This is a genomic window from Rurimicrobium arvi (assembly GCF_039540495.1).
GTDB lineage: Bacteria > Bacteroidota > Bacteroidia > Chitinophagales > Chitinophagaceae > Rurimicrobium > Rurimicrobium arvi.
The window spans coordinates 948,100-960,952 of record NZ_BAABEZ010000022.1; the positions used below are offsets into that span (position 1 = coordinate 948,100).

The window sequence follows — 12,853 nt, forward strand, 5'->3', positions numbered from 1 at the left end:
ACATCGAACAGTATCTGTACAACTTACCATAAAAAAAGACCGGTTCTTTCAAGAGCCAGCCTTTTCCTGCAGCAATGCACAACGAAATACACGCGTTCCTGGTGGCGGAAGCTTCACGCAGATACCGAATACAGAGACACGCGTACCTGTTAAACACGCGGTACGTTATCGACGCAACTTGCTGTAAACAAAAAATCCCGGCTCTTGAAAGAGTCGGGATTTGTACCAATTGTACACTAAAACTAAAACCAATAACTACACAATAAATGGATCGACAATGGCCAGCACCTGGTCTTTACTCAGCGCTTCGTCGAATGCTTCAGAAGCGGCGTCGCTGCTGATGCTCATGCCATTGATATTTACGATCTGCACACCCGCCTGAGTTGTGACCTCTTCTCCGTTATAGATAGGTTGCACAGCGGAAGAAGCGATGCCGGAATTATTACCGGTGATCCAGGGCTTCACATCACCGAACCCGTTTGCTTTACGCATCTGACGGATATGAGAAGCGTGTCTTGCTTCAACGGAATGTATCTGTAATGCAGCGGTAAGTACGGCGTTGCTGGAGATCAGGTTACCTGCCTGACCTTTGTAGGCACGCACACCTGTATCCTCAAATGCCTGCGCAACGGCAAGAAAGGTCGCGTAATCCGAAAACACGCCCGGGAAAGTTCCTCCGGCAGTAAAGTCGAATGTAGGCTCGGAAACGGGAGTTTCTCCCATGCTGCTGATAGCAGTCTTCAGGAACGAAACGTGTGCGGTCTCATGACCGGCGATGGTTTTGATTGCATTGAATGCCGCTGTTGTAGGAAACAGAGATGCATTCAACGTAGCTGTGTTGTAGAAACGCGCCTCAAGATATTCCAGCGTAAGCGCAAAATTGAGCACATCGCCGATAGCTGAAGTGGACTTACCGTATGCCTTTTTGAACATGGAGCCTAAAGCCATTGGCAAGGCAGCTACTGCAACCTTCGTGCCGAAATGTTTGAATATGTCGCGGCGACCGGATGTCTTTTCGAAAACCTCCGGATCTACTTTGCCTATCTGATTTAAAATATTACCGAAATTCATTGGACAAATTTTTAAGAGGTGGGTAAATTGTTTGCAGTGATTTTAGATTTCAGGAAGCCGGAAGCGATTGACAGCACCTCAGACGGCATTTTAGACATATCCAGTCCATTCGCATCGATAGCAGTTGCATCTGCAAATGAGCCATTGGAAATCATGTCGCGGATGTAAGCTGCATGGCGCGCTTCTACTGAAACGATCTTACCGGCCAGCAGCAGGTAATCGGCACTGACAATGAGCTGACCTGCTCCGTTGTAAGCAGATACGCCCAGGTCTTCAAACGCCTTTGCAGTACCCAATACGCTGTCCCTGCTGGTAAAATCGATTTTCGAGAAATCCACTTCAAGTCCGGGAATTGCTTTGGAACCCAATGCATTCTTAAAAAATTCGCGGTGTGCGATCTCGTGATCACGGATCTCCGCCAGGCGGCTTTTTTCATCAGCAGTGGCTCCGCTGTAAAATGAGGAGACAACTTTGGTATAGAAGGCTGCCTCCAGCTGCTCGAGCGCGTAAGCGTAGTTAAGGATACCTACGTCTCCGCTTCCGAGATCGATAGAGGTGTCCGTAACCATAGGTGCATCATCTTTCTTGCAGGAAGCAATGGTGGAGGCCGCAAGCACTCCGATGCCCGCCAGTGTGAAGAAGCGCCGGCGCGAAACCGGTTGCACAATAGAAGATTGTGCCGTTGTTGTTTCTTTTTCTGGTTTCATAAAGTAGGTTTTTGTTTTTTGAAAAAGTGTTTATCAATTCAGGTACGAGAAAAAAGAAAGAACGGTTTTACAATCTCCCTAAAGAAATTTCCGATTTGCAGCCCTGCGTGCAGGAAATGCCTGAAGCGACTGTTTATTTTCACAAAATCTAACAAATAGATATGCCATTCTTTTGTAACATTGTGCGGCATGAAAGGAAAAAACCTGTTTAAAAAATTACGCTACCGGTTGCAGTATTTACCGTTTACACGCAATACGCTCATTGCGGTAATAGTTACGTACTCCGGCATACGACTGTTGCAGGCGCCATCAGTAAAAGAGCAGCCGGAAAATGCCACGCTTCCTTTTATACGGATTATGTCTGCTTATGCAGGATGGGTATTGCTGGCATTCGTCGGGCTCTCGCTGATCAGCACGCTGGGCAGCTGGTTATATTTCCTGTGGTTGTACCGGAACGGCAGATCAAAACTGGAAATAACCGTATCCGGCGACACCCGCAAAAAAGGCACGTTCCTGAATGCACGCCTGCCCAAAGCCTGGAAACCTTTACTGGGCTATATAAAGGGAAGGTTGTATTATGACGACCTGCAACTGACGGATAAGTTCAGTATGCAGTCTTCAGAACGCAAAAAGAATTCATTGCTCAGAGCTGCGGTAACCGGTAAAAACAGGCTGCAATTGCCCGACATTAAAGAATACCAGTTAAAAGGCGGCATTCTGTTTTTTGAAGACATCCTGCAATTAATCTCCCTGCCGGTCGCCCAACCCTTGTCCGGTTCTTTTTACCAGGCACCCACTCAGCTGGAACTGCCGGAAGAAAACATCAATCCCAAGAAAACGGACACACTGGATGTGCGTATCGACGAGCTACGTAAAGTGGAAGGGGAATACCTGAACTACAAGGATTATGAATCCGGGGACGATGTGCGCAGAATAGTCTGGAAATTATTTGCGCGCAACAGAAGTCTCGTGGTACGCGTTCCTGAACGCATGGAGCCTTATGCATCACATATCTACTTTTATGCAAGTTTTTATAAAGACCTGACGACCTCGGGCAACGAAGCTTATGCCGCGGAGATGCTGAACTATTATAAATCCCAGGTGTGGTCTGTGTACAATGAACTGTCAAAAAAAGAATGGCAGGTGAAATATATCCCGGATCAGGAACTGAGAACAGGCGGCAGTACAGACAGCAGGGCCCAGGTGGAGCGGCTTGTGAGCAACAGCGACTGGCATAAAGATCTTTCGCTACGCGCTTATTTTTCAACAAAAAAAGGAAGTGTGCTGCTTGTACACTCGTTCAGCGATCCTAAGGAAATTGAACAGATCATCGAAGAGGCCGATCCGTCTTTACGTATTATGTTTGTGCCCTTGTCACAATGCTTCCGCAACCTGTATGTATTCCGTTGGATCTCCCGCCTGTTATTCCTTCCCGGAACAGACAGGCTCGCCAAACTGAAAGCAAACTGGGTACTCACACCGTTGCGTCGTCGTGTACTTAAAAACGAAAAAACGATTGCGCAGATATTGAAGCAGCACCATTCATAAAGCAACTGAAAAAAAAGCGAGGCTTCCTCATTGCTGAGAAAACCTCGCTTTATGCTGTTCCTGCTTACTTTCAGACCTAGTTGTTGCGCATCACCACAGTGCCGTCAAATACGTCGATCAGCACGGGTTTTGTCTTATCTATTTCACCTGCAATAATCTTCTTACTGAGCAGGTTGATCACTTCTTTCTGAATTACGCGTTTCAAAGGACGGGCTCCGTATTGCGGATCGAAGCCATTGTTCACAAGATAGTCGACCGCGTAGTCTGAGAATTCAAGCTCAATACCCTGCTTTGCCAGCTGACTCCTGATCGCATTCATCTGTATGCGGATAATACCTCGTATCTCTTTGCGCATCAGCGGATGGAACATAATCACATCGTCCACGCGATTGAGGAATTCCGGACGTAATGTCTGACGCAGCAAATCCATCACCTGTTCTTTCGTAGCGTCCACCACTTCATCCAGATTCTTGTCATTCACATCCTCGAAATTCTGCTGGATAATATGGCTTCCCATATTGCTGGTCATGATGATGATCGTATTCTTGAAGTTCACCACCCGGCCTTTATTATCGGTAAGACGGCCGTCGTCGAGCACCTGCAGCAGGACGTTAAATGTGTCGGGATGCGCCTTTTCAATTTCGTCCAGCAGCACAACGGAATAAGGCTTACGGCGTACCGCTTCGGTAAGCTGGCCTCCCTCATCGTAACCGACGTATCCGGGAGGCGCACCCACCAGACGGCTTACGCTGTGTTTTTCCTGGTATTCGCTCATATCGATACGCGTCATCATATTGTCGTCATCGAACAATACATCGGCGAGCGCTTTTGCCAATTCCGTTTTACCCACTCCGGTCGTACCGAGGAAGATAAAGGAACCTATCGGGCGACGCGGATCCTGCAGACCGGCACGTCCTCTGCGTATGGCATCCGCCACTGCGGAAATAGCTTCATCCTGTCCCACTACGCGTTTGTGCAATTCTTCTTCCAGCGACAACAGTCGTTCACGATCACTTTGCAACATGCGCTGCACTGGAATACCCGTAGCTTTTGCAACATTCTCAGCGATATCGTCGGCATCCACTTCCTCTTTCAGCAAACGTTTGTGCTGACTGTCCATTTCATCCAGCTGACGCGAAAGATCTGCAATAACCTTTTCTTCTTCCTGCACTTTGCCATACCGGATCTCCGCTACTTTACCATAATCACCTTCCCGCTCAGCACGTTCCGCCTCGTTCTTATATTGTTCAATCTTCGACTTGGCATGATTGATCTGGTCCACGATCTCTTTCTCGTTGAGCCATTTTGCCTTCAGCGTATCCCTCTGCACGGTAAGCAAAGAGATATCCTGAGAAAGTGATTTCAATTTCTCTTCGTCGTTCTCGCGTTTGATGGCCTCGCGTTCAATTTCCAGCTGGCGGATCCTGCGTTCCAGCTCATCGAGCTCTTCCGGCATGGAGTTCATTTCGAGTTTCAGCTTGGCAGCCGATTCGTCGATAAGGTCGATCGCTTTATCCGGCAGGAAACGGTCGGTGATATATCTTGAAGACAATTGCACGGCTGCGATGATCGCTTCGTCGAGGATACGCACCTGATGGTGGCTCTCGTAGCGATCCTTCAATCCGCGGAGGATAGAAATCGCATCCTCCTCACCTGGTTCATCCACCAGTACTTTCTGGAAGCGACGCTCCAGTGCCTTATCTTTTTCAAAATACTTCTGGTATTCATTCAGGGTCGTAGCACCGATAGCGCGCAGCTCGCCCCTTGCAAGAGCAGGCTTCAGGATATTGGCGGCATCCATAGCGCCTTCTCCGCCGGCACCGGCACCGATCAGGGTGTGTATTTCATCGATAAACAGGATGATGGACCCGTCACTTTCTGCCACTTCTTTCACCACGCCTTTCAGACGCTCCTCAAATTCGCCTTTATATTTGGCACCCGCAATCAGCAGGCCCATATCCAGTGCGTAGATCACCTTGGATTTCAGGTTGTCGGGGACATCACCGTTAATGATACGGTGTGCAAGTCCCTCCACGATAGCGGTTTTTCCCACACCCGGTTCGCCGACGAGGATCGGGTTATTTTTAGACCGGCGGGAAAGGATGTGCAACGTGCGGCGGATCTCTTCATCGCGCCCGATAACAGGATCCAGCTTATTTTCACGCGCCAGTTCATTCAGGTTCTTTGCGTATCGCTGCAGGTTATTGAATTGTGTATCGGCGGTCTGAGAGTTGATAGTAGCTCCTTTACGCAATTCCTGGATCGCAGCGATCAGCCCTTTTTCCGTCAATCCTGAATCTTTCAGCAACTTGCCGGATTCGTCGTTTACCTGCAGCATGGAAAGCAACAAATGCTCCACGCTTACAAATTCATCTTTGAATTGCTTCAGGTTCGCGCTGCTGCGCAGTACAATATTATTCAGATCCCGGCTGATGGTCTGCGCGGGCTCCGTACCCTGCACTTTTGCATATCTGCCGATCTGCTCTTTCAGCTTCGATTGCAGATGCGCGAGATTCACGTTGTTCTTTTTCAGCAGGAAAGAAACCGCGCCGTTATCGTCATTAAGCAATGCCTCGAGCAGATGCCCCGACTCGATATTCGGACTCTGGTTGTTATATGCGCTTTGCTGCGCTGCCTGAATTGCCTCCTGCGCTTTGATTGTGAAATTATTTAAATTCATACGGGTCGTTTTTGAGTTTGTATACACACACTTTTTTCAGGTTGTGCTGCCTACTATACTTCAAATTATTTTCCACAAATGAATTTAAGAAAAAATGGCGCAACAGCCAGGTGTACCAATGCCAGAAAGGCGGTCGTGCTTTAAAAAGACTGCAATTTTAGCAGACATTTAGGGTTGTGTAATGCAGCTTAAAACTTCTGAACCGGAACAGTTGTTTTGCGTCCGTCCTGATCGATCAGCAACAGGAAATAAGTACTGGCTGCAAGCCGGCGTCCGTCTATACGCACAAATGCTTTACCCTGGTACAGGGGTTGCACGTTTTTGAACAGCGTTTGCCCGTTAGCACCGTACATGATGACCGCGGCATAAGCACCCGGAAAATCCGTAAGCATTACTTCACATTCTTCGTGGAAGGGATTCGGGTAAATTACAATATTACGGTCCGGCGCAGCAAGCGAATCATTGCGCTGCACACGGTTGTTTCCGGAGATAAGCCAGAGATCCGGATCGAAAGCTACCGAATCCGCGACAAAGCCGATATCCCGTATATATAACTGTCCATTGCTCTGATTGTCGGCCAGCAAGGTGGTATCGCGGTCTTTGCCGTAAAAGCGGATCGGGACCTTTAGTTGAAACATAGCTACCGAGGAATGAGATGTCGACTGGCTGATCCGGAATTTAACGGTCTCCGTACCGATCTGCGTCCAATCGATACGGTAAGATGGATATCCCTGACCATATACCCATTGCCGGAAAAATGAATCGAGCGTACAGTTGCATGAGGCTTCCAGGTGTTGCTGCAGATCACGGGTCCGCGCATAGCGGTACGCCAGACGTTCATCTTTCAGGTATTGCTGTACTCCGCGCCAGAAAGCGGCGTCACCCATCTGCAGGCGCAGCATATACAGCAAATGAGATCCTTTGAGGTACGTAAGCCGGAAATCAAAAATGCGGCTTACGGATGTAGTGTCATCTACAAAGACAGAACCTGCGGGGTTTGATGTGATATTGCTGATTTCAGACCGGCGTGTCGTCAGCGTGCTTTCCGGATGCCGGGATTCCATAAACATACTAGCGGAATGTGTTGCAAAGCCCTCATTGAGCCATATATCCGTAAAAGCAGCACAGGTGATTTTATCGCCGAACCACTGATGAGCCAGTTCATGCGCACAAAGCGATTCTCCGGGATCTTTCACAAATGAATTGGTTTGATGCTCCTCTCCGCCGCCCCAGGCAAATTGTGTATGTCCGTATTTCTCTTTCAGGAAAGGATAAGGTCCGAACAGATTATGGTACAGCTGAAGCGCGTCCAGTGTTGATTGCGTTTGCGACTCAAAAGTGGTAAAGCTTTCGGGATAACAAAAGGTCTCCATAGGCAGCAGCACCGATCCCAACTGCACACGCTTATCGAACTTCTGGTAGTTGGTTGCAGCGATTGCCACGAGATAGCTGGTGATGGGATACCGGTGTTTCCAGATATTCACAGCCGTATCTCCGGAAGTATAAGAACCTGTGCGAAGTCCGTTGGAAACGCCGGTATAGGCTACAGGCGTGCGGATTGTCACATCCAGCGAATCGATCTTATCATCTACGGAATTCTTGCATGGCCACCAGTCTTTTGCTCCGTAAGGTTCGCTGAGTGTAAACATAGCGGGAATGCCTGCATGCTTTCCGAGCACGAAGGAACCGAAACCGGAACTGAGCGGTGCACCATGATAGCACACGGTTATTGAATCGAAAGAACCGGAAGAGATACCCACCGGCAGCGGGCAGGATAAAGAATCACCGCTGCGGCCGTGAGACAGGCGCTTTCCGTGATACAGCACGCTGTCGGCAAGCATATTATAGGTAAGATCAAAATAAACGGTATTCAGATCGCGGAGTGCGGAAAAATAAGTGGTGACTGTTCCGTAAATAGCATTTACCGCCGGATCCACATACCAGTTGCAACGGTGATAATGTATATCTATGTCCTCCGAAGCCGTGACACGCGTGATACGTCCCTGCAGGCGGCGTTCGGCAATGCGCATTTCATTTTCCTGAACAGCCGACATTTGTTTGCAATACGCTTCGTCTTCCTGCGCACGTGCGATACGCGTAAACACAAGCAACAGTAATAGAAGAGAGACGAAACGGGTCATGGCAGCGGATTTATACCTCACAAAATAACAAAAAACCACCTCGCCAAAAGCAAGCGCCTTTCGTAAATATTTGACTATTTTTGTCGGGATACGTAAATTCCTAAGTACATGCAGAAGAGCGCGGTTTTATTATGTTGCCTGTTATTCATCGGCCTGTTTGCCGGTGCGCAGACCTCACGCAGTGAACTGGAGAAAAGGCGGCAGGCGCTCGCAGAATCACTTAAGGAAACTCAGGAACAACTTGAGGCAACCAAAAAAGATCACAAAGTAAGCATGAGTCAGCTCAATGCGCTGAAAGCCAAGCTGGCTGCGCGCGAAAGACTGATCCATAATATCAACATGGAACTGAATGCGCTGGATAAGGATATCCGCAATTCCGCTTCTGAAGTGAAAGGACTGAAAAGCGACCTTAAAGTGCAGCAGGAACGCTACGCCCAATCCATACGCTATGCTTACGCAAACCGCAGTTCCTATAATACGCTGGCTTTTGTTTTTTCGGCCAGCGACTTCAATGATGTGTTGCGTCGCCTGAAGTACATGAAAAAATACCGCGATTTCCGCCGCAATCAGGTTGTTGCGATCAGGAATACCCAAAACAAAATCGAGCAGAAAATTACGGTGCTCAGCAATGCAAAGAATCAGAAAGGACAATTGCTGACTACGGAGGAGCAACAGAAAACGGAACTGGAAGCGGAGAAAAATGAGACGAATAAAGTAGTGGAAGAATTGAAAGGCCGCGAAAAAGAGCTGATGGCCGATGCGGAGAACAAGCGCAAAATGACCAAGCGGCTCGATAACGCAATTGCCGATGCGATCCGCAAGGAAATTGAGCTGGCACGTAAAAAAGCGGAAGAGGAAGAACGCCGCCGCAGGCAGGAAGAAGAGCGCAAAGCTGCTGCGGCACTTGCAGCGGAAAAAACCAACTCCTCAGGAAGTGTATATGGCAGCGGCGGCAACAAGGTGATCCTGGCGGGAGGTGCGAAATATGACGTACCGGCAGCTCCCGCAACAGGCGGAACTCCCAATACCGGAAAAACCGGCCCAACAGCAGCTTCCGGTGCAAACAATAAACCAACGGCAGCAAACGGAGCAGGAGCCAATTATCATCCGGTCGCCAACACCGTGGACAACACACCGCATCAGCGCCAGCGTAACAACTACACGCCTATGGCAACACCGGAAACCGCAGAACTTACGAAAGGTTTTGAAAACAATCGTGGACGTCTTCCCTGGCCCGTGTCCAGCGGCGTGGTGGTTGATGAGTTCGGAAAACACAAACATGCCGTGGCCACACGCGTGGAAGTAGAAAACAATGGTATCGACATCCAGACTACACGCGGCGCGAAAGCAAGAGCCGTATTTGAAGGTACCGTAACGAAGATCATTTCCATCGCAGGACTCGGACAAACCATATTGATCAATCACGGTAAATATTTTTCGGTTTATTCGGGACTTTCCTCTGTGGACGTGAGAATGGGCGATAATGTGAATACCAAACAAAGCATCGGTACCGTAGGTAATAACGAGGATGGTGTGTCTATCCTTAACTTCCAGGTATGGAAAGGAGGCGATAAGATGAATCCGCAGTCCTGGATTGCTCCTATGTAAGTCGCCTGAGGGCTAACAGTCTACGGGTTTGTTTATTACCTTTGCGCTTCGGTAAAACAAAACCTGATGTCTGATCAAAATCGCTATAATTTAAGAGGGGTTTCAGCCCAGAAAGAAGATGTTCACAAGGCTATTGCCAAGCTGGACAAAGGACTGTTTCCCAACGCCTTTTGCAAAATCTACCCTGATTACTGGGGTGGCGACGATGCGTACTGCAATCTGATGCATGCGGATGGCGCCGGCACCAAGTCTTCGCTTGCCTATGTATACTGGCGCGAAACAGGAGACCTGAGCGTATGGGAAGGTATCGCGATCGACTCTATTGTGATGAATATCGACGACCTTCTGTGCGTCGGAGCAACCGGGCCCTTTACTTATTCTTCCACCATCGGCCGCAACAAAAACCTGATTCCGGGAGAAGTGATCTCCGCGATCATAAACGGAACACAATCGTATTTCAACCGGCTGGCTGAATACGGAATAGACGTACACCTCATGGGTGGTGAAACGGCAGACGTAGGCGACCTCGTCCGCACCGTGATCGTAGACGGCACAATGAGCTGCCGTATGCGCCGCGACCGACTGGTAACCACAGAAAAAATGAAAGCGGGCGATGTGATCGTATCACTGGCTTCCTATGGACAGGCTACTTACGAAGATAGCTATAACAGCGGAATGGGCAGTAACGGTCTGACCAGTGCCCGTCACGAGATGCTGCAAAAGGAATACGCTGCCAGATACCCCGAAAGCATTGATCCCAATATCCCGCGGGAAGTTGTGTACAACGGTCGTTTCAGCGTAACCGACGCCACGGAGACGCCGCTCAATGTCGGCAAAATGATCCTCTCTCCCACCCGCACCTACGCGCCGGTAGTATTGAAAGTGCTGCAACAATATTTTGATAAGATACACGGCATTATTCATTGCAGCGGAGGGGGACAAAGCAAGGTGCTGCATTACCTGCCGCAACCCTTACGCGTGGTGAAAGACAACCTGCTGCCGGTGCCTCCGCTGTTCCGGATGATCCAGGAATCGGCAGGCACTTCCGGTCAGGAAATGTACCAAGTATTCAATATGGGACAAAGACTCGAGTTTTATACCGATCCGGAAACGGCAGCAGCCATCATAGCTATTTCGAAAAGTTTTGGTATAGATGCGCAGATCTCAGGCCGGGTAGAAGCTTCAGACACAAAAGAAGTGGTCGTAGACAGCCCGATGGGAACCTTCGAGTATCGTTAGCATACCTTATGAAACAGAAATCCCGCAATATTATTGCGGGATTTCTTCATTCTGGACCGTGATGTTTCCACGGAGTTTCGTGATCTTATACCAGGTAAAATCGGCGTTGGCTTCCAGACCGGTACCATTCATCACCTGATCTGGCGGAGTACGGATAACCACGTTTTTGGTGGTGTAAAACTTATCCAGTCGTTGGTTCCATACCAATTCCTGCGTTTCCAGGCGTTCTCCTTTTTTATTAACGACAACCACACTGTCGCGCACGATCACATTTCCTTCCCCCTCAAATATTTTAGCCGATCGTGCCGTGAGGGTGCTTTCCACCTCCAGGCTGTCGTTCATGAATTCAACTTTCAGGCCTTTACGGATATCTGTGTAGGAGGGGTTTGCGGCTTCGTTGCGAAACATTTCAGCCGCATGGATCACCGCCTTTACCTGCCCGCGATCGCTGTAATAGATCACAACATCGTTTGCATGATCCTTCATCTTCCGGTCGTCCATAGTGCGGACTTTGTTGATATCCGCATCCGAATTTTTGCAGGCCGGTAATGCACAAAACAAAAAGCCCGACAACAAAAGCCGGGCAATATGCATTGAAGAAAAATAACAATAGCGGTTAGTCATACTTACGCTTCACAAACCATGATTTGTCGTTGAAAGAAACCCCGATATTGAAACGGATAAAATTCTGCTGCAGCAAACCATTTGCACTGTTACCCAGTTTCCCGATCTCAAACGATGTGTGTATACGATCGTTTGTGCGGCGGAATGGCAGGCTCAATCCGAACGTTGCGGCATAATAGTTGGCCTGCTTACCGTTGATGCTCACGTAATCGTTACCCAGATTGAATCCGGCGCGATAAGTAACACGCTGCCAGTACTTGTACAGGCTGAGCACATTGGGAGTATATTCCGCTCCCAGAGCAACCTTATAGGCACTTGATCCGATCGAGTCAATAATATTGGGCTTACTGAACTGGCTCCAGTTGGTCGTTTTATAGGTAACCCCTACGCCCCAACGATCTCCTTTAGCCAGGAAAATACCTCCGGAATAAGAGCCGGGCAAGGTAATTTTCCTCATGGCACTTTTTACGGAATAGGCGGTATCTGAACCAGTGGTATCCGAAGAATAGAAAGGATGGGATATCCAGAATTCACTTACTTCTGTATTGATTTTCTGACTCAGATCGGCAGTTCCGCCTATGCGGAGCATATAGTCTTTACCCAGATCATGCTCATAGGTAAGTCCGAGCTTGAAATTAAAACCTCCCATACTGTTGGAGGAAATAAACTCAGAGTTATTCACGTAGTTGGTCGTAACGGTTGTTTTGTACCAGTTGGACTGGCGGATCGTGCCGAACATATAACCGAAATTCACACCCACGCTCAAGCCTTTGATCTTAGCTGCAGCCCCAATGAAAAAGTTATTGAGCCCCCCGGTGCCACTGTATTCGTAAGATGTAGGCCCTATAAGGCTTTGAACGGTATCATACAATAAATAGTTTACCTTGGTTACCGGTTTAAATCCGATCACCGCACCGGCATATTTACCCATCGGGATCGCCAGGTTCAGATAGGAAAGGGCAAATGCACCGGTACGATACCGGCTGTTGCCTGAAATAATAGTGCGGGAACGACCTTCTGCACCGCCTTCATAAGTGAAGTTCTTTATGGTAGCGTAGGAAGCCGGATTTTCTGTATTGACAATATAAGGATCCTGATAAACCGCAGAAATGCCTCCCATGGCCTTGATTGCGGGATTGATTGCATTGAATTCCTCCCCTACACCGTATCGTGAATACGGATTATTCTCGTAAGGACGACTGATATTTTGAGCGAGAACAGGAAAGGGCAAACAC

At 48.6% G+C, this 12,853-nt stretch carries 9 protein-coding genes; 3 read left to right on the plus strand and 6 right to left on the minus strand.

What is annotated here, in order from left to right:
* Positions 1–255: 255 nt before the first annotated feature.
* A complete protein-coding gene (locus tag ABD846_RS10930) occupies positions 256–1,071 on the minus strand; it encodes a ferritin-like domain-containing protein (RefSeq protein ID WP_344826642.1) in 816 nt (271 codons plus the stop codon).
* Between the two features lie 11 nt (positions 1,072–1,082).
* Entirely contained in the window at positions 1,083–1,778 is a 696-nt protein-coding gene (locus ABD846_RS10935; RefSeq protein ID WP_344826644.1) for a ferritin-like domain-containing protein, read from the minus strand.
* A gap of 189 nt (positions 1,779–1,967) precedes the next feature.
* Between ABD846_RS10935 and ABD846_RS10940 the strand changes: the two genes are divergently transcribed.
* Positions 1,968–3,326 carry a DUF58 domain-containing protein gene (locus ABD846_RS10940; protein ID WP_344826647.1) on the plus strand — a complete coding sequence of 453 codons (1,359 nt, stop codon included), beginning with the start codon at positions 1,968–1,970 and terminating at the stop codon, positions 3,324–3,326.
* Between the two features lie 76 nt (positions 3,327–3,402).
* Here ABD846_RS10940 and clpB read toward each other — a convergent pair whose 3' ends face one another.
* Together clpB and ABD846_RS10950 are read right to left on the minus strand one after the other, a co-directional pair.
* Positions 3,403–6,006: an ATP-dependent chaperone ClpB gene (clpB, locus tag ABD846_RS10945; RefSeq protein ID WP_344826650.1), complete on the minus strand. Its 2,604-nt coding sequence runs from the start codon at positions 6,004–6,006 to the stop codon at positions 3,403–3,405.
* Between the two features lie 188 nt (positions 6,007–6,194).
* The gene (locus tag ABD846_RS10950) at positions 6,195–8,147 is read right to left on the minus strand and encodes a M1 family metallopeptidase (protein WP_344826654.1); all 1,953 of its coding nucleotides are present in this window, start codon (positions 8,145–8,147) and stop codon (positions 6,195–6,197) included.
* Between the two features lie 108 nt (positions 8,148–8,255).
* Here ABD846_RS10950 and ABD846_RS10955 point away from each other — a divergent pair, with 108 nt between their 5' ends.
* Together ABD846_RS10955 and ABD846_RS10960 are read left to right on the plus strand one after the other, a co-directional pair.
* Positions 8,256–9,755, plus strand: a complete 1,500-nt coding sequence (locus ABD846_RS10955) for a murein hydrolase activator EnvC family protein (protein WP_344826656.1) — start codon at positions 8,256–8,258, stop codon at positions 9,753–9,755.
* A 66-nt stretch (positions 9,756–9,821) separates the two neighbouring features.
* The gene (locus tag ABD846_RS10960) at positions 9,822–10,994 is read left to right on the plus strand and encodes an AIR synthase related protein (protein WP_344826659.1); all 1,173 of its coding nucleotides are present in this window, start codon (positions 9,822–9,824) and stop codon (positions 10,992–10,994) included.
* Between the two features lie 30 nt (positions 10,995–11,024).
* On the opposite strand, the gene lptC is transcribed toward ABD846_RS10960, so the two are convergent.
* Both lptC and bamG read right to left on the minus strand, forming a co-directional pair.
* Positions 11,025–11,495: an LPS export ABC transporter periplasmic protein LptC gene (gene lptC / locus ABD846_RS10965; protein WP_344826662.1), complete on the minus strand. Its 471-nt coding sequence runs from the start codon at positions 11,493–11,495 to the stop codon at positions 11,025–11,027.
* 115 nt (positions 11,496–11,610) lie between these two features.
* Complete coding sequence (gene bamG, locus ABD846_RS10970; protein WP_344826665.1) at positions 11,611–12,849, minus strand: BamG family beta-barrel-assembly machinery protein; 1,239 nt, start codon at positions 12,847–12,849, stop codon at positions 11,611–11,613.
* Between the last annotated feature and the right edge of the window lie 4 nt (positions 12,850–12,853).

What these genes read in the sequence shown, in the direction of transcription:
- ABD846_RS10950 (WP_344826654.1), bottom strand. Translation starts at nt 8,147, where the DNA reads ATGACCCGTTTCGTCTCTCTTCTATTACTGTTGCTTGTGTTTACGCGT.
- ABD846_RS10930 (WP_344826642.1), bottom strand. Translation starts at nt 1,071, where the DNA reads ATGAATTTCGGTAATATTTTAAATCAGATAGGCAAAGTAGATCCGGAG.
- clpB (WP_344826650.1), bottom strand. Translation starts at nt 6,006, where the DNA reads ATGAATTTAAATAATTTCACAATCAAAGCGCAGGAGGCAATTCAGGCA.
- ABD846_RS10960 (WP_344826659.1), top strand. Translation starts at nt 9,822, where the DNA reads ATGTCTGATCAAAATCGCTATAATTTAAGAGGGGTTTCAGCCCAGAAA.
- ABD846_RS10935 (WP_344826644.1), bottom strand. Translation starts at nt 1,778, where the DNA reads ATGAAACCAGAAAAAGAAACAACAACGGCACAATCTTCTATTGTGCAA.
- ABD846_RS10955 (WP_344826656.1), top strand. Translation starts at nt 8,256, where the DNA reads ATGCAGAAGAGCGCGGTTTTATTATGTTGCCTGTTATTCATCGGCCTG.
- lptC (WP_344826662.1), bottom strand. Translation starts at nt 11,495, where the DNA reads ATGGACGACCGGAAGATGAAGGATCATGCAAACGATGTTGTGATCTAT.
- ABD846_RS10940 (WP_344826647.1), top strand. Translation starts at nt 1,968, where the DNA reads ATGAAAGGAAAAAACCTGTTTAAAAAATTACGCTACCGGTTGCAGTAT.